The 17,698-nt window shown below is 34.5% G+C and carries 20 protein-coding genes; all 20 read left to right on the forward strand.

Going from position 1 to position 17,698, the window contains the following annotated elements; genetic code table 11:
- Positions 1-423: 423 nt before the first annotated feature.
- Positions 424-1,113 (forward strand): RadC family protein, encoded by a 690-nt coding sequence (radC, locus tag ACONDI_RS02070; protein ID WP_241079834.1) that lies wholly within the window; start codon positions 424-426, stop codon positions 1,111-1,113.
- 92 nt (positions 1,114-1,205) lie between these two features.
- Positions 1,206-2,240 (forward strand): rod shape-determining protein, encoded by a 1,035-nt coding sequence (locus ACONDI_RS02075; protein WP_241079835.1) that lies wholly within the window; start codon positions 1,206-1,208, stop codon positions 2,238-2,240.
- Between the two features lie 13 nt (positions 2,241-2,253).
- Positions 2,254-3,072, forward strand: coding sequence for a rod shape-determining protein MreC (gene mreC / locus ACONDI_RS02080; protein ID WP_241079836.1), 819 nt, complete (start codon positions 2,254-2,256; stop codon positions 3,070-3,072).
- A gap of 89 nt (positions 3,073-3,161) precedes the next feature.
- Positions 3,162-3,668, forward strand: coding sequence for a rod shape-determining protein MreD (gene mreD / locus ACONDI_RS02085; protein WP_241079837.1), 507 nt, complete (start codon positions 3,162-3,164; stop codon positions 3,666-3,668).
- Between the two features lie 15 nt (positions 3,669-3,683).
- Positions 3,684-5,561, forward strand: a complete 1,878-nt coding sequence (gene mrdA / locus ACONDI_RS02090) for a penicillin-binding protein 2 (RefSeq protein ID WP_241079838.1) — start codon at positions 3,684-3,686, stop codon at positions 5,559-5,561.
- A 124-nt stretch (positions 5,562-5,685) separates the two neighbouring features.
- Complete coding sequence (gene minC, locus ACONDI_RS02095) at positions 5,686-6,369, forward strand: septum site-determining protein MinC (RefSeq protein ID WP_241079839.1); 684 nt, start codon at positions 5,686-5,688, stop codon at positions 6,367-6,369.
- A 25-nt stretch (positions 6,370-6,394) separates the two neighbouring features.
- On the forward strand, positions 6,395-7,195 hold the full coding sequence (gene minD / locus ACONDI_RS02100) for a septum site-determining protein MinD (protein WP_241079840.1): 801 nt from the start codon (positions 6,395-6,397) through the stop codon (positions 7,193-7,195).
- Between the two features lie 13 nt (positions 7,196-7,208).
- Positions 7,209-7,463: a cell division topological specificity factor MinE gene (minE, locus tag ACONDI_RS02105; RefSeq protein WP_241079841.1), complete on the forward strand. Its 255-nt coding sequence runs from the start codon at positions 7,209-7,211 to the stop codon at positions 7,461-7,463.
- A gap of 110 nt (positions 7,464-7,573) precedes the next feature.
- Positions 7,574-8,683: a rod shape-determining protein RodA gene (gene rodA / locus ACONDI_RS02110; RefSeq protein ID WP_241079842.1), complete on the forward strand. Its 1,110-nt coding sequence runs from the start codon at positions 7,574-7,576 to the stop codon at positions 8,681-8,683.
- Positions 8,684-9,060: 377 nt separating this feature from the next.
- Positions 9,061-9,414 (forward strand): hypothetical protein, encoded by a 354-nt coding sequence (locus ACONDI_RS02115; protein WP_241079843.1) that lies wholly within the window; start codon positions 9,061-9,063, stop codon positions 9,412-9,414.
- 25 nt (positions 9,415-9,439) lie between these two features.
- Positions 9,440-10,285: a M50 family metallopeptidase gene (locus tag ACONDI_RS02120; RefSeq protein ID WP_241079844.1), complete on the forward strand. Its 846-nt coding sequence runs from the start codon at positions 9,440-9,442 to the stop codon at positions 10,283-10,285.
- Positions 10,286-10,379: 94 nt separating this feature from the next.
- Positions 10,380-12,251 carry a TIGR03960 family B12-binding radical SAM protein gene (locus ACONDI_RS02125; protein WP_241079845.1) on the forward strand — a complete coding sequence of 624 codons (1,872 nt, stop codon included), beginning with the start codon at positions 10,380-10,382 and terminating at the stop codon, positions 12,249-12,251.
- A 34-nt stretch (positions 12,252-12,285) separates the two neighbouring features.
- Positions 12,286-13,068 carry a TIGR03936 family radical SAM-associated protein gene (locus ACONDI_RS02130; RefSeq protein WP_241079846.1) on the forward strand — a complete coding sequence of 261 codons (783 nt, stop codon included), beginning with the start codon at positions 12,286-12,288 and terminating at the stop codon, positions 13,066-13,068.
- A 125-nt stretch (positions 13,069-13,193) separates the two neighbouring features.
- On the forward strand, positions 13,194-13,514 hold the full coding sequence (rplU, locus tag ACONDI_RS02135) for a 50S ribosomal protein L21 (RefSeq protein WP_241079847.1): 321 nt from the start codon (positions 13,194-13,196) through the stop codon (positions 13,512-13,514).
- 17 nt (positions 13,515-13,531) lie between these two features.
- Positions 13,532-13,876, forward strand: coding sequence for a ribosomal-processing cysteine protease Prp (locus tag ACONDI_RS02140; RefSeq protein WP_241079848.1), 345 nt, complete (start codon positions 13,532-13,534; stop codon positions 13,874-13,876).
- Complete coding sequence (rpmA, locus tag ACONDI_RS02145; RefSeq protein ID WP_241079849.1) at positions 13,870-14,172, forward strand: 50S ribosomal protein L27; 303 nt, start codon at positions 13,870-13,872, stop codon at positions 14,170-14,172. Before ACONDI_RS02140 ends, rpmA begins: the two co-directional genes overlap by 7 nt.
- A gap of 178 nt (positions 14,173-14,350) precedes the next feature.
- Positions 14,351-15,076 carry a Spo0B domain-containing protein gene (locus ACONDI_RS02150; RefSeq protein WP_241079850.1) on the forward strand — a complete coding sequence of 242 codons (726 nt, stop codon included), beginning with the start codon at positions 14,351-14,353 and terminating at the stop codon, positions 15,074-15,076.
- 2 nt (positions 15,077-15,078) lie between these two features.
- On the forward strand, positions 15,079-16,374 hold the full coding sequence (obgE, locus tag ACONDI_RS02155; RefSeq protein ID WP_241079851.1) for a GTPase ObgE: 1,296 nt from the start codon (positions 15,079-15,081) through the stop codon (positions 16,372-16,374).
- 90 nt (positions 16,375-16,464) lie between these two features.
- Positions 16,465-17,094: a nicotinate-nucleotide adenylyltransferase gene (gene nadD / locus ACONDI_RS02160; RefSeq protein WP_241079852.1), complete on the forward strand. Its 630-nt coding sequence runs from the start codon at positions 16,465-16,467 to the stop codon at positions 17,092-17,094.
- An 18-nt stretch (positions 17,095-17,112) separates the two neighbouring features.
- Positions 17,113-17,697, forward strand: a complete 585-nt coding sequence (gene yqeK / locus ACONDI_RS02165; RefSeq protein ID WP_241079853.1) for a bis(5'-nucleosyl)-tetraphosphatase (symmetrical) YqeK — start codon at positions 17,113-17,115, stop codon at positions 17,695-17,697.
- Position 17,698: the final 1 nt, after the last annotated feature.

Genomic DNA, 17,698 nt, shown 5'->3' on the forward strand with positions numbered 1-17,698 from the left:
CTAAAAAGAAATATTTTATAACTTCCTTCTCAAAAAGTACCCCAAGTTTTCTGATTAACACAAAAGTGGACAATTTTGGTGTTGATGGTAGATGTCAGATAAGTCTTATATTACTTTGTTGAAACTTCTTCAATACCATGTTAAATTTTTAACGAAATTTTCACACTAAAAATCACAAACGATTCACGTCACAAATATTTATTTCTATTGTGAATCATCTTGTGAAAAATTTGTGATTTTTAAGTTATTATTTTAATAAATTCCTGTCATAACAGTAAAAAGTAGCAGTTAAAATTATGCGAATTTAACTACTACTTTTTTGTGATCCACTCTGTGATTTTAGATTTTCAACTTCAAAACCGAACCCCTTAATATTAAAATATAATGCATTTTAATTTGATTTTTGGAAGGGGATAAAAATGGGTGAAAAAAGTAAATGACAAACAGGTTTTATTACCCCAAGATGAACTGCCCCGGGAGAAATTACTAACCTATGGGGCTGAATTTTTGACAACTTCTGAGTTAATAGCAATATTGCTTGGAACTGGAAATAAAAACCATTCTGTTTTAGAAGTAGCTGATTTGCTTTTGAACAAGTATAGCGACTTATCAACATTAGCCAAAACCTCTCCGTTAGAATTATCTCAAATTGAAGGGATAGGTACAGCAAAAAGTGTAAGAATTACTGCTGCTTTTGAACTAGCTTCTAGAATAAAAGCACATGAAGTTTTAAAAAAGAAAAGTATTTCTTCTCCGCAAGATGTATATGACCTGGTTATATCTAAAGTCCAAAAAGAAAATAGAGAGCTATTTATTTTAGTTCTTTTAGATACAAAAAATAAGATTATAGCCTTAGAAACTATTTCTATGGGTAGCTTGAATAGCTCTATAGTCCATCCCAGAGAAGTTTTTAGAAAAGCAATAAGCTGGTCAAGTGCTGCTATCATTCTAGTGCACAATCATCCTAGCGGTGACCCTGGTCCTAGTAAAGAAGATAAAAGACTTACAAAAAGACTTTTTGAGAGCGGTGAAATTTTGGGTATAGAAATACTTGATCATGTTATAATCGGTAGCAATGAATATTTTAGTTTTAAAGAAAATAACTATATTTGACATAAACTTTAATGTTGCGCCTCAGTAAAATAGGTTGTTATAATATTATAGTAAACTGTAAAGAAAATACACTCCTGAAAGGAGTCTCAGATATGAGTCTAATCACAAAATACTTTGCTAAATCAATAGGAATAGATCTAGGAACAGCTAATACTTTGGTTTATGTTAAAGGCAGAGGAATAGTATTAAGGGAACCTTCTGTGGTTGCAATTAAAAGTGACACCAGAGAGGTTTTGGCAGTAGGAGATGATGCCAAACGAATGATTGGTAGAACACCAGGGAATATAATTGCAATTAGGCCGATGAAAGATGGCGTAATTGCAGATTTTGATATTACCCAAATTATGCTAAGAAGCTTTATTCAAAAAGCATATAAAAAGAATTCAATAATAAAACCCAGGGTTATGGTTTGTGTGCCGTCAGGGGTCACAGAAGTTGAAAAGCGTGCTGTACTTGATGCGACAAATCAAGCAGGTGCTAAGCAAGCTTATATAATTGAAGAACCAATGGCAGCAGCAATAGGAGCCGGGCTTCAGGTTGATGAACCTTCAGGTAACATGGTAGTAGATATTGGCGGTGGAACCACCGAAGTTGCTACTATTTCTTTGGGTGGTGTTGTTACTAGCAATTCTATTAGGACTGGTGGAGATGAAATGGACGATGCTATTGTCCAGTATATTAAGAAAAAATATAATTTGTTAATAGGGGATAGAAGTGCCGAAGAAATAAAAATATCTATTGGTAGTGCTTATTCTTCTGACAAAGATAATATATTAGAGATAAGAGGTCGTGATCTTGTTAAAGGTCTACCAAAATCACAAGAAGTTAATTCGGAAGAAATATATCATGCTTTAAGGCCGCCTGTGAGTGATATAATTGATGTAATAAAATTAACCCTTGAAAATACTCCGCCAGAACTTTCATCTGATATTATGGATAAAGGGATTGTTCTAACAGGCGGAGGTAGCTTGTTAGATGGCTTAGACAGACTTGTGGCAGATGAAACTGGGATGCCTGTAATTATAGCGGAAGATCCTCTAGATTGTGTTGTAGAGGGGACGGGGAAAGCATTGAATGAAATTGAGCTTTTACGTAAGGTAGCAATTTCTTCTAAAAAAATAAGTTAGGGAGTGTTTGCTGTTGTTTTCCCCGTTAATAAAATATAAAAAAGGTATAATTGTCAGCATTATAGCGATACTGCTAATCGCTCTAATGGGTTTTACTTATCAGGGGCAGCTAGAGCTAGATTATTTAGATAATATTTTTTCTGTTGTGACAGTGCCTGTGCAGGATTTCATAAGTAGTATCAACAATAACTTAAATAGCTTTGTTATGTTTTTGGTCAATATCAGAGATTTAAGTCAGGAAAATCAAGTATTGAGCGAAAAACTAACAGAATATGAAAATCTAGAACTAGAAAATAAAGAATTAAAAGAGGAAAACGAAAGGCTTAGAGAGCTCTTAGACTTTCAAGAAAGAGAAGAACACGATTTGATTCCTGCTAAAGTAGTTGGTCGTGATCCTAATACATGGAATCAATTAATTGTAATAAATAAAGGAGAAGCCCACGGTATAAGGGAAGAAATGCCGGTAGTTACAGATGATGGACTTGTTGGGCGGACCACATCGGTTAGTAGAAATAGAAGCCAGGTTTTACTCCTTTTAGACCCGGGTAGTGCATTAAGTAGTATAGTACAAAGAAGTAGAGTTAGCGGCATAACAGAAGGGATTGGGGATAATTCAGGAGTACTTCAGCTTATTAACCTTCCAAAAGATGAAGACGTAGAGATAGACGATGTTATTATTACCTCTGGTCAAGGACCTATATTCCCCAAGGGACTAAAAATAGGTGAAATTAAAGAAATAGAAGAAGAAGCGTTGGGCTTTACTAAACGCGCAATAATACAACCAGCAGTAAATTTTAACAAACTTGAAGAAGTTTTCATAATTGAGGAATAGTGATTTAAAATAAGATTGATTATACTGCAAAAGTCTATTCACATAAGTATAGTGTTTTTAATTATTACGAGTATAAGGGTTTGAATTAGATGAAAAAGTTTTGGTTTATCCTTTTGATATTTATAAGTGTGATATTGCAGGTAAGTTTTTATATTGCTGATGTTTCCCAAATTGTACCTGATATATCTTTGCTTTTGCTTGTACTTTACTCAATGAATGGGCGCAACAAAGACGAAGCCTCTGCTGTAGCTATAGGTGTAGGGCTGTTCCAAGACCTTATGATTGGCAGGGCACTTGGAGTTTATGCTTTGGGTAAGTTATTGGTTGTATATGTGGCAGGTTGGTTAGGTGAAAAAGACTTTATGGAAGACAACACCATTGGGGTCTTTTTTCTTTTAATATTATCAAACGTCTTTTATTGGGTTTTGATATGGACAGTATTCACATTAGGCTTTAGAGTGGAGATAATGTTCTTTAATTATTTGCAAGATTATCTATTCTTACAAAGTCTTATTTTTGGAATCCTGGGTATTTTCTTATATCCCAAAGTCAAAAAGTTAGTAAAAAGGCGTGGACATTTATTTCCTTACGTTTAAAAGGAGAGGAAAAATATGACTGAAGACAAAGTTTTTAAGAAGAGGCTGATTGGTTTTTTTGTTATTTCCTTTTTAATATTACTTGCTTTGATGTCCAGGCTTTTTTATTTTCAAATAGTACATGGTGAGCATTATCAAGCAGTTTCTGAAGAAAATAGGATGAGAAGAGTTAATATACCTCCACCAAGAGGTGAAATTTTTGATAGACAAGGTACTGTTCTAGCAAGAAATTCACCAGGCTATACAGTATCGTTGATGGATGTTCCAGAACAAGATGAAGATGATTTTATCGATGAATTAAGTGAAATCCTTGATATAGATAGAGAAACAATTGAAGCAAGAATGACATCTCAAAGATACAGGAGATTTGAACCTGTACCTTTAAAATCTGATGTTGATTACGAAACGGTGAGTTATTTAGAGGAGAAGAGAACAGAGTTTCCGGGGGTTGTTATAGAGGTTGCGCCTACAAGGAATTATCCTGATGGAAAATATGCTTCTCATCTGTTGGGGTGGATGGGTGAGATCTCTAGAGAAGAGCTAGAAAATGGTATGAGAGAAGTAGGTTATAGACCGGGTGACTATATTGGAAAAAGTGGAATAGAAAGTGTCTTTGAAAAATATTTACGTGGTGAAGAAGGGGTTCGTCAGATTGAAGTTAATAGGTTTGGAAGTATTGTTACAGAGATGGGGCAAGAAGAGCCAGAACCAGGAAATGATTTGCAACTAACACTGGACTTCGAGCTTCAAAAGGATTTGACCAAGTCGTTAGATGAAGCTAGATTTGAAGCAAAAGAAGATAAAAAAGAAGATGCAAGACAAGATGGCTTGGATCCTGACTCTATCGAAGCTAAAGGTGCTGCCGGGATGGTCTTAGATCCAGACTCTGGTGGAATTTTGTCAATGGTAAGTACTCCTCAATTTAACCCAGAGACTTTTGGCAAAGATTACAATGAGCTTCAAAGCGATCCGCTAAATCCTGTTAGAAATAGAGTTCTTAGAGAAAAATATCCTCCTGGTTCAACTTTTAAGATGGTGACAGCCGTTGCAGCACTAGAAGAAAACGAAATTACTGGAGGAGAAACAATTCATGACCAGGGAAGGTACTGGGAACCACCTTACCCTAGGAACTATGGAGGTATAGCTCACGGTAGAATATCGATGGTTGAAGCAATGGCCAAATCTTCTAATGTGTATTTTGCAGAACTTGGAAATAGATTAGGGATAGATAAACTTAGCAGCTGGTCAAGAGAATTTGGATTTGGAAATTATGTAGGCCTAGAGGATATAAGCGGTGAGTTAAGTGGGGATCTTGCTGGCCGTGAGATAAAACAGCAGATTTATAGTGAACCTCAACACAGTATTTGGTTTCCCGGGGATACTTTGAACGCAGCTTTGGGGCAGGGGTATCATTCATATACTCCACTGCAGATGGGCAATTATGCTGCAATGGTTGCTAATAAAGGTATTCATTACAGACCGTATTTGGTGGACAAAATTTATGACGATGATGAAGTGATTGAAAAAAGCTCACCTGAGACATTAAGAGAGATTGAAGTAAATGAGAGAACATGGGAGCTTGTTAGAGAAGGTATGAGAGATGCCTCGCTTCCTGGAGGAACAGCAGGTCAGTTGTCTGAAGATCTCCCTTTTGATGTAGCTGTCAAAACGGGTACAGCAGAAACTGGTTCTGGAAGAGAACCTCACAGTTGGATGGTCGGTTTTGCACCGTATGACGATCCAGAGATAGCCTTTGCTTTAATTGTTGAAAACGGTGGTGTTGCTGGGGCAAGGCTAACCCCTGTAGCAAGAGATTTGATAGATTCGTATTTTGACTTAGGTATTGATGAAGTTGAGATAGAAGAAGATGCTACTGGAGAGATAACCTATTAAAAGAGCTTATTTATATTATAAGTTCTTTTTTTGTCATATCTTGAAGGAATTTTCCTAATAAAGGCGAATAGGAGAAGAAAAGACAGGTTATAAGCATTAATTGATTACAATAGAGGTGTAGGATATGATAGAGAGAAATTTTAATGAGACTGTTGAGTTTAAAGGTACTAAGAGAGGCATGTTAATTGTAATTGACGGATCTGAAGACTTTAATACAGCCTTAGAAGAGATGAAATTCAAATTAAAAAGATCTGGATCTTTTTTTAGCAAGGCACCCGTGAGGGTACAGGTGAAAAATAAAGAACTAACATCTGAGGAGATGGATTTGATACAAAATTTTTTTAAACAGGAGACAGAGTTAGAGTTAACAGAAATAATATCCGGGTCAGGGGAGGTACTTATTAGCTTACCTTCATCTTATACTAAGGAACTTGGTAAAAATGAATACGATTATAGAATAGATAAAAGTATTGTTATCCGAAAAACTTTAAGATCTGGTCAAAAGATTAGTTTTCCTGGGACTATTATAGTAGTAGGGAATGTAAATCCCGGTAGTGAGTTAGTTGCTGAAGGTGATATAATAGTTTATGGAGCTTTGAAAGGTGTATGTCATGCAGGTTCAAACGGCGACAAAGAAGCTATGATTATGTCATTATGTTTGATGGCAAGTCAGCTTAGAATCGCGGATGTAATAACTAAAGCTCCAGAAGAAGACATAAAAGAACCTGAATTTCCAGAAAAAGCGTTTATAAGTGGTGATAAGATAGTTGTAGAAGCTATTGATTACAAAAACATGCAAAGAAAATAGGCAAATTATTAAGGAGGCTATTATCATGGGTGATGTCATTGTGGTGACAAGTGGAAAAGGAGGAGTAGGTAAGACAACTACTGTTGCAAATATAGGAGTTGGACTAGCCCTCCAGGGCAAAACTGTCGCACTTGTTGATGCTGACATAGGCCTTAGAAACTTAGATGTGGTTTTAGGGCTTGAAAATAGAATTGTATATGACTTAGTAAATGTAGTTGAGGGTGAAGCAAGACTAAAACAGGCTTTGATAAAGGATAAAAGATACAGTGGGTTGTTTTTACTGCCAGCGGCACAGACAAGAAGCAAAACAGATGTTAATATAGAGCAAATGAGAGCATTGTTTGGTGAATTAAAATCAAAATTCGATTATGTGATAATTGATTGTCCGGCCGGTATTGAACAAGGATTTCAGAACGCTATAGCAGGTGCTAATAAAGCTGTAGTAGTAACAACTCCCGAAGTTACTGCAGCCAGGGATGCTGACAGGATTATCGGACTTCTTGAAGCAGAAGAAATAACAGACTATAGTCTTGTAATAAACAGGATTAGACCAGATATGGTTGAACGCCAGGACATGCTAGATATTGATGACTTGATAGAGTTACTCTCAATAGAACTTTTAGGTGTTGTACCAGATGATGAGCAGGTGATTGTTTCCACCAATAAGGGAGAAATTCTGGTAGCAAATAATAATTCTAGAGCCTCTCAAGCATACAAAAATATTGTAAACCGTATGCTTGGAGAAAAGGTGCCGCTCATGACTTTCGAAAATGATAATGGATTCTTTAAAAAATTAAAGAAATTTATAGGTATTGCTAATTACTAAGGGGGACGTCGAATTGTTTAATTTCAGAAAGAAGAAAGATAGTAAATCAAAAGCAAAGGATAGACTGAAGCTTTTGTTGGTGCATGATAGGGCAAATGTATCATCAGACTTAATAGAGGAGATGAGAGAAGAAATCTTGCAAGTTATTAGCAAATATATGGAAATAGACGAGGATAACACAGAAATTAATTTAACTAAAGAAAAAAATACAGCAAGGTTAGAAGCTAACATGTCAGTTAAGTCAATAAAGCGAAATGCCGCACGGTAAAATTTTGATAACTTGCCTGTTATTGAGATAGGCAAGTTTCTTGTTGTTTTATACTATTTAATTAAATATAATTAAAGTAACCATAATTATAGGGAGAGGTAGCTAGCTAAATGATTGACAAAAAGCTATTAAGAAATTTTGATTATATATTACTGATAAATGTATTAATTTTATCAGTATTAAGTGTGTTTGTGGTAAACAGTGCTACTCAAACTATTGGAGATCCATATTATTACATGATAAGACAGTTGATTTTTATTGGTATGGGGCTTTTCATTTTACTAATGGTAATAACTATTGATTACAATAACATCCTGCATTTTTCTAAATTTATTTATTACGGCAATATATTAATTCTGTCTTTAGTATTTGTTCCTTTTTTGGGTAGAACAGGTGGAGGAGCACAAAGATGGATTGCCATGGGTTTTTTTGATTTTCAACCATCGGAATTTGCTAAGGTTGCAGTTATATTAACTCTGGCAAAATATCTTGCAGCAAGAGGCAATGAAATAGAAGACTTCTTTGATATGATTCCTTATTTTATTCATGTAATTATTCCTATGGGTTTGGTTTTTATGCAGCCTGACCTTGGTACTTCTATGGTTTTTATTGCGATATATTTTGGTATGCTGTACTTTAATAAAGTTAAAATAAAACTCCTCGCCTATCTTGCCGGCATTCTTGCGGCTGGTGCAATTCCCGCATACTTATTTGTTTTAAGTGATTATCAAAAAGCTAGATTAACTGTTTTTTTGAGTCCCGAAAGCGTAGATCCCCTTGGTGCTGGTTTTCAAATATTACAATCAATTGTTGCTGTAGGTTCGGGTGGTTTGACTGGCAAAGGCCTGTTTCAAGGTACTCAAAATCAACTGCATTTTATAATTGAAGCTCATACTGATTTTATTTTTTCGGTAATAGCTGAAGAACTTGGTTTTATTGGGGCGACTATAACCATATTGTTATTTATCAATCTAGTTTATAGAATTTTAAAGATTGCATTTACTGCAAAGGACTTACATGGCCGTTTGATTTGTGGTGGAGTTTGCACAATGATTTTATTTCAGGCATTTGTAAATATGGGTATGGTGCTTAGTTTAATGCCGTTGACTGGTATACCACTTCCTTTTATCAGTTATGGAGGTAGTTCTTATTTAGCCAATATGTTGGCTATTGGACTGGTGTTAAATGTTGGGATGAGACGTGATAAAATAATGTTTTAGAACAAATCCTGGTGCAAAAGCTAGGTCGCAAATACAATAGTTTTTTGATACACCTAAGACTCGTCATTAGTCAAAATAAGGCTACCTAACCAAGAACTCGTCCTAACTTCGATTAGCTGATGACGTCGTGTCATCAGGCCTTATTTTGAATAATTCCTCGTCAAGATGTATTGATAAAAAACTAATATTCGCTCTTACATTTTGCACCAGGTTTTTCGGTATGGATACAACTTAGTAAAGGCTAAGTGGAAAATAACCTGTACACTAATCCTAGCGCAAGTTAGCGTACAGGTTATTTTTTTATGTATAAATGCCGCCCGCAGAAATATATATATTATTAGCTAGGACATACTCTATAATGTGGGTGGTGAAATTGGATGAGGCATAGTAACAGAAAAAAACTTAAAAGACGGAAAAAAAAGAAAGTTACCCGGAGAAGTACTAGGAGAAGGTTAAATAACAAAAAAGATCAAAAGATAACTCATAGAATGTGGATGGCAGCTAAAACAAAGTTTGTAAATTATATTAGCTCATTTCATAAAGTTTTTATTAAAAATGCTATAATTGCTGGTTTGATTTTTTTAGTTTTGCTGCTATTCAGTCAATTTAATTTTTCCTGGAATCAGAATTTACTTGACTATGTACACACAGTTTCAAAAGAAGGTATTGATTTTTCGAACTTAAATCAATACTTAGATCAAGTTTATGGCCTTTTTAAAGACATATCTTAATTGATTTGACAAAGGTAGGTATCCTATGAAAATAAGAATTCATTGGTCTTTAGTTGCTTTCTTATTGTTTTACGGGTTAATGGGTATGCTGTTTGAGATGCTAGTTATATTTTTTATTGTTGTTTTACATGAAGCGGCTCATTTAATAATTGCAAAAGGGTATAATTTTACAATTGATGAGATTGTTCTTTACCCTTTTGGGGGGAAAGCAGTAATAGAAGAATTGATAGAATCTGATCCTGGACCAGAGGAAAAAATTGCACTGGCAGGGCCTTTTTTTAATATATTATTAGCCCTTTTAGGTCTCATTGCTTATCAAAATCAATTAATAGATTATTCTCATGCTGAGTTCTTTGTTAGAGCTAATTTTATCCTGGCATTTTTCAACTTGTTACCTGCTCTACCATTAGACGGGGGAAGAATTTTGCGAGCACGTCTTGCAAATAAAATTGGTTTTAGAGAGGCAACACATAAGGCGTGTTTAATGGGCAAAATATTGTCTATTAAAATGTGTGTCTTTGGTTTACTGGCTTTGTATTGGCAATTTTTAAATTTAACTATATTTTTTGTAGCAATATTTTTATTTTTTGCGGCGCTTAATGAAGAAAAACGTTCTTTATACGTTTATTATAATTATTTGACTAAAAAGAAAAGAAAGTTGCAGAACTTTGGAGCGGTTAACTGTCAGGAATTATTGGCTTTTGAAGATGTTGAGATCAAACACATAACTAAACTATTTAGACCAAACAAATATCATCTGGTCACTGTAATGGATAGAAATTGGTACGTCAGGGGAAGAGTAGGAGAAAAGGAGATTTTGGATATACTACTTAGCAGAGGAGCTAATACAAAAATATCTAAACTTTTATAATTAATTATGTTATATTGGATTCACAGTTTCTTTTTTGTAATGTACAATGTTACTAATGTATAATAATCAAATATAGTAGGGGGAACTCGCAGTAATGTCCCATGTAAAACGAAAAGATATCCAACAAAAACTTGATAAGATATTGCCATGTGTTGAAAAGCCAGGAAGGTATATAGGGAAAGAATGGAATAGTATAGAAAAAGAATGGAGCAACGATAAGCTTTTAATAGCATTATCTTTTCCTGAGACTTATGAGATAGGCATGAGTCATTTGGGACTTAATCTCCTATATAATATATTAAATAAAAGATCCTGGATTGTGGCAGAGAGAGTCTATGCCCCCTGGGTAGATATGGAAAAAATGTTAAAGGAATATGAAATACCTTTATTTACTTTAGAAAGCAAAACTTCCTTAAAAGAATTTGACATAGTAGCTTTCACACTACAATATGAGCTTACGTATACAAATGTCCTAAATACTCTGCATTTAAGCGGTATTCCTGTTAAGAAAAAAGAAAGAACAGATCATGACCCCCTAATAATTGCTGGTGGTCCTAATGCATTTATGCCAGAGCCTTTGGCCGATTTCATCGATGTTTTTGTTATAGGAGAAGGCGAAGAAGTAATAATAGAGTTAATGGAAAGAATCTATAATATATATAAAAACATGGATAGCAAATCAATACAAAAAAACCTTGATAAACAGGAAATTCTTGAAGAATTGAAAGATTTAAAAGGTGTTTACATACCGGAATTTTATAGGTCTTTATACGATGAAAATGGTTGTTATCAAGGATTAGAGCCGCTTCATTCTAATGTTCCTTCTAGAATAATAAAGAATGTAATTAAAGATTTGGACAAAACCCAGATACCAGAAAAACCCCTCGTTCCTAATATTGAGATAGTTCATGATAGAGCTGCAGTAGAGCTTTTTAGAGGCTGTGGTAAAGGGTGTCGATTTTGTCAAGCAGGTATGGTATACAGGCCTGTTAGAGAACGTTCTATGTCCAAGATTAAAGAAATTGCAGATAAATTTTTGAAAGAAACAGGTTATGAAGAAATATCGCTAACGTCTTTATCGACAGCCGACTACAGCGAAATAGAATCTTTAGTTAACGAACTGAATGATTGCTATAGTGATGAGAGTGTATCAATTTCACTGCCTTCATTAAGAATAGATTCATTTTCCATTGACCTATTAAAGAAGGTGCAGAAAGTAAAAAAGACAGGCCTTACCTTTGCCCCTGAAGCAGGCTCAGAAAGACTTAGAAATGTGATTAATAAGAAAGTGACAGAAAAAAATCTTTTAGATGCTTCAAGGGCAGCTTTTGAATCTGGGTGGCATACTTTGAAGTTATATTTTATGCTTGGGCTTCCCACAGAAACCTACGATGATCTGGATGCAATGGTTAACTTGGTTCAAAAAGTACAAGAATTATATAAACAAATAAACAAAAATACCAAACGGCTAAAGCTTAATGTTAGTACTTCTATTTATGTGCCAAAACCTCATACCCCTTTTCAGTGGAAAGGCCAAATTACAATGGATGAAATGAATAACCGTCAAAATTACCTAAGGGAAAAGCTAAAAAGTAAATCTATTAATTTTAGCTGGAGCGATCCGGAGACCAGTTATATTGAAGCATTTCTTGCTAAAGGAGATAGAAAATGCGGGGAGACAATCTACAGAGCTTTTATGAATGGTGCTAAATTTGATGGCTGGGGGGAAATGTTTGATTTTAAAATATGGGAAAAAGCATTTGAAGAAAGTGAAGTAGACCCTTACTATTATGTAAATCGCGATATAAACCTTGAGGAAAAACTACCATGGGATCATATAAATAGTGGTGTTTCCAAAGATTACTTAAAAAAAGAGTATCAAAAAGCATTAAATGAGAAAACAACAATCGACTGTCCTGATAATGAAAAATGCGATATTTGCGGTGTTTGTTCTGAATTAATTTGAATAGCTAGAGCTAGAGAGAGGGAGGCAGTACACTTTGTTATTTTGGTTTATGTTTCACAAAAAGAAACCTATGTCTTTGGTTTCACACCATGATATTGTAAGGCTTTTTGAAAGATCTTTTAGAAGAGCTGGTTTAAGTTTAGAATTTAGCAAGGGGTTTAATCCTCAACCAAAAATTTCTTTTGCTCAACCCCTTCCGCTGGGAGTTGAGGGAGAAAGAGAATATGGGGAATTTTTGCTTGCTGATGGGGCCAAAAATAATGAAATTGATTTAGACAACGAAAATGATTTAGATAGCATGGTAAAAATGATTAATAAAAACCTTACAGACGGTCTTAAGATACTTGATTTAAAAAAAGTAGAAGCTAGCTCTGTGCCAAAACTAATGTCTATCATTGATGCTTCTTTATATGAGATGGACTTTGGTGAGGTATTGCCTCTGGAGAACTTAGAAAAAACTATAAAGGAGATTCTTGATAGCGATGAATTGAAAATAATAACCCAAAAAAAAGATAAAAAGGGTAAAAAAACAAAACAAAAAGAAAAAGATATTAAACCTTTAATATTTAAACTGCAAATTCAAAACCATTCATTAGAAGCATTAATCAAATCTGGCAGCAGGGGAAATCTACGCCCTGATGAATTGGCAAGGGCAATCTTAGAGAAAAGCAGTGAATATAATAGTAATAACTTAGAAGAAATAATACATAGTATAAAGTTTGTTCGAAAGGAACTATATTATGATCAGAACTTGAAAGAAAAAGAAATAGACGAAGTGTCTTTAAAACCTATTTGGGAATATAACATGGGAATATAGCATTACTTGACATTAGAATTTTAACGTGCTAAAATACTAATGTTCTGTAAACCGCTTGCATAAAGGTCTTAAACCCTGATTTAGGTACCTTTGGCAGCGAGTCTTTGGGCAGGAGGTGGAAGAAAGTGTACGCAATAATTGAAAGTGGTGGCAAGCAGTATAAGGTTAAAGAAGGTGACGTAATAAACGTTGAGAAGTTACCGGAACAAGAAGAAGGTAGTGAGGTTTTGTTTGATAAGGTTTTGATGGTAAGAGGCGAAGATGAAGAAGACGTTAAAATAGGTGCTCCTTTTGTTGATGGAGTAAAAGTAAAAGGGAAAATCGAAGAGCACGGCAAAGGAGATAAGGTTGTAATATTTAAGTACAAGCCGAAGAAAGATTATCGCAGAAAAAAAGGTCACCGCCAGCCTTATACTCAAGTCAAAATTGACAAAATTGAAGCCTAGATAAAAGGGTAGTATTCATGATAGAAATTAACGTCTTACGTAAAAAAGAGGGCGAGCTTACTGGATATGAAGTTAAAGGTCACGCAGAATATGCTGATGAAGGGGAAGATATAGTTTGTGCAGCTATTTCTGTGTTGGCCCAGACAGGAATATTTTCTTTGAATAGCTTAGTTTCTATAGAAGGCAGTGAAAAGATTGAAAAAGGCTTTCTAAGATGTAGTATACCTGAGGACATAACTGATGAGAAGAAAAATGAAGCTCAGTTAATTATGAATACAGTTTTGGTAGGGATGTACCAAACTGCTAGATCTTATCCAGACAGGATAAAAATATTAGATGAAGGGGGGATTTATCAATGCTAATGAATCTTCAGCTTTTTGCAACTAAGAAAGGTGTAGGAAGCACCAAAAACGGTAGAGATAGTATTAGCAAACGTCTTGGTGTGAAGCGTCAGAGCGGTCAGGAAGTAAAGGCTGGCAATATTATTGTACGCCAGAGAGGCACTAAGGTATATCCAGGACACAATGTTGGAATAGGAAAAGACGATACAATCTTTGCTAAAATAGATGGATTTGTTGCTTTTGAAAGAGTAGGAAAGAAAAAGAAAAAAGTAAGTGTATATCCATCAATGGATGAAGAAAAGGTTGTTGCTAACTAATTATCGGTAATCAATTAAGTTGTAATAAGATCAAAGCTATCGGTCATTGTTAAAATATAATGATCGATAGCTTTTTTTATAAGCTTGAACTTACCTTATTATGGAAAAGGATGGCTGAGACTAACTCTGGAAGACTAACTTTGAAGATATTGTTAAATTTGTGAGAGGAGAGTAATAAATGAAGTTATTGATAGGACTATTAATTGGTATAATAATAACTTTTGCAACTCCTTTTTTATACTATATTTATTTTTACTGGTTTTTAGCAGTTATGTTTTTTGTTATCATATACTGGATAGGTTTTACATTAAGCTTTAAGAATTTTTTTGAATTTTACCTAAAAGAAAGAGAGAAGGAGACTTATAATAACATGGTAGAATTGTTAAGAGCTATGCGCCATGAGTTTATAAACTACTTTCAAGTAATACAAAGCCTTACTGAATTAGAACAAACTGAAAAATTAAAAGATTATTTAAACACAGTAAATTTAGAAGTGGATGAGACAGGAAATATTTTAAAAATATATCACCCTGAAATCACACTTTATCTGTTAAATCAACTAGTTGAGTATAATAATAAAGATATAGGATTTCAACTTAATGTTAACACTAATATGGAAAAAATAAATGAAAGCCCTAATAACATCACAAGTTTTTTAGATAAAATATTTAATAAGATTAATATAGAAGAATCAAATGATATAACATCCTGCAGCATTGAGTGTGAAATAACAGAAGAAGCTGGTTATTATCCAATTATTATCACTGTCTATGATCCATCAGAACCATGGAAAAAAGAAATAGACAAACTTAAGGATTTTAAAGAGGTAGAATTGTATAACTGGGAAGAGCATCTAGCAATACATATGTACATAAAAAAAGTAAAAATTGAAGAAGGTGATTAAATATGTTTGTAGATCAGGCCAAAATACATGTTAAGGCTGGTGATGGAGGAAACGGCGTAGTTGCCTTTAGAAGAGAAAAATATGTACCCCATGGCGGTCCTAGCGGTGGGGACGGTGGCAAAGGTGGCGATGTTATATTTGAAGTAGACAAAGGGCTTAACACATTACTTGACCTTAAATCAAAAAATCTACTTAAAGCAAAAAGTGGAGAGCACGGAGGGGGAAGTCAAAAGCACGGCAGAGGAGGCAAAGATCTTATTGTAAAAGTTCCACCAGGAACTATTGTCAAAGATGCAGAACAGGATGAAATATTATGCGATCTGGTAGACGGGGAGGAAGAATTTGTTGTGGCTGCTGGTGGACGGGGAGGAAGAGGAAATGCAAAGTTTGCTACACCAAAAAATAGAGCGCCAAAAATGGCAGAAAAAGGAGAACCAGGAGAAGAAAAGAAACTAATTCTCGAGCTTAAAGTAATTGCAGACGTTGGCTTAATAGGATTTCCTAATGTAGGCAAATCTACCCTGTTAAGTGTAGTTTCAAAAGCAAAGCCCAAAATTGCAGACTATCCATTTACTACTCTTACGCCAAACTTAGGGGTTTGTGAATCTTCTTATGGAGATAGGTTTGTCATGGCAGATATACCAGGCTTAATAGAAGGTGCTAATATAGGAAAAGGGCTCGGGCACGAATTTTTAAGACATATTGAACGCACAAAGATGTTAGTACATATTTTGGATATGTCAGGTCTTGAAGGAAGAGATCCTGTTGAAGATTACGAAAGACTAAATGAAGAACTAAAAAATTATAGTGAAATACTAGCTGCTAAACCACAGCTAGTTGTAGCTAATAAAATGGATGTAGGTGAGACAGCCAGCAAAAACCTGGAAAGAATGCGAGCAAAATTTAATTTTCCAGTATATAATATATCGTGTGTTACAAAAGAAGGTATTCAAGAATTAATGGACGCTATTGGGATCGAAGTGAGGAAACTGCCACAAGATAGTGAAGCTTATAGATTAGCCCAAAAGACTGAAAAACCTGAAAAAGAAGATAAATTGATAACCACAAATGAAGAGGATTTTATTGAAATTGAAAGACAAGAAGGCTCTGTTTTCCTTGTTAAAAATAAAAAGCTAGAGAGAATAGCTTCTATGACGGACTTTGATAATGAAGAAGCATTTGATAAATTTCAAAGGATTATAGAGAAAGTTGGTTTAGAAGATCTCCTAAAAGAAAAAGGTATTAGAGACGGAGACGTTGTAAAAATAGGTAAAATTGAGTTTGAATATTACGAGTAAATATTTTTTATTTTTATCTGGTGTGTTATACTTGTTTTGTGGTAATAATAGGACAAGTATGCTTAAATCAAAAAACGAGGTGTTATTATAATGGAGGCTTTTATTGAAGATAAGCCGATAACCCTGGGAATCATGGGCGGGACCTTTGATCCAATTCATAACGGACATCTTATTTTGGCCCAGGAGGCGCTAAACAATTTTGGGCTAGACCATGTTGTGTTCATGCCATCGGGGATTCCTCCGCATAAGGATGCCAAAAAAGTGACAGCGGCTGAGGAAAGATACATGCTTACAGTACTTGCGACAATAGAAAATCCTAACTTTTCTGTCAATAGGTATGAATTAGAGCGTGAGGGCAGATCATATTCTATACATACTTTGGAGTATTTTCAGAATATTTTACCTAAAGGAAGCGAATTATATTTTATTACAGGTTTAGATATACTTCTTGACATTACAACCTGGAAGGATTACGAGAGAGTTTTAGACTTATGCACATTTATCTGTGCTAGAAGACCGGACTTTTCTTTTGAAGAACTTGACAAAAATATTATTAGCAAATGTCCCAAAATAAAATGGCGGGTTAAGTACATGGATATTCCCTTGATGCAAATATCTTCAACAGATATAAGAGATAGATGCAAGAAAAAAAAGTCTATTAAATACTTAGTTCCTTCAAATGTTGAAGAGTATATTAAGAAAAATGGTTTGTATAAGTAAGAAATAGGGGGATGCCCTTTGAAAGTTAATATTGAGTTTTACGAATACAAATTAAAAGATCTGATTACTAAAAAGCGTTACGAACACTCTCTCAGGGTAGTAGATACAGCCCTTAGATTAGCAAAAGGTCTTGATATAGATGAAGAGAGATTAACCTTGGCTGCTTTAATTCATGATAGAGGAAAAGAATTGGCTGATGATGAACTTGTAAAAATATCTATAAATAATAATAGAAAACTTGAAATAGCTGAGAAAATAAATCCTGTCTTACTTCATGGTCCAGTTGGAGCAATACTCATAAAAAGTGAATGGGGGATAAGTGACAATGAAATTTTGAGGGCAGTAGAATATCATACTACAGCCTGTCCAAATATGAGTATGTTAGAGAAAGTAGTGTTTCTAGCAGATTGTCTTGAACCTGAACGAGATTATAATGAGGTTAGGGAGTTAAGAGATGTAGCCCAAAAAGACATAGAAAGAGCATTCAAGCTGACTCTTGACTATACAATTTGGTATGTAATAAGAAAGGGTCTGGCACTTCATCCTGTTACTGTTGAAGCTAGAAATTATGTTATGTATTATAATAGCGCTGGGGGGACATAAG

The sequence above is a fragment of the Natranaerofaba carboxydovora genome, assembly GCF_022539405.1.
In the GTDB taxonomy this organism is placed as follows: Bacteria; Bacillota; Natranaerobiia; order Natranaerobiales; family Natranaerofabaceae; genus Natranaerofaba; species Natranaerofaba carboxydovora.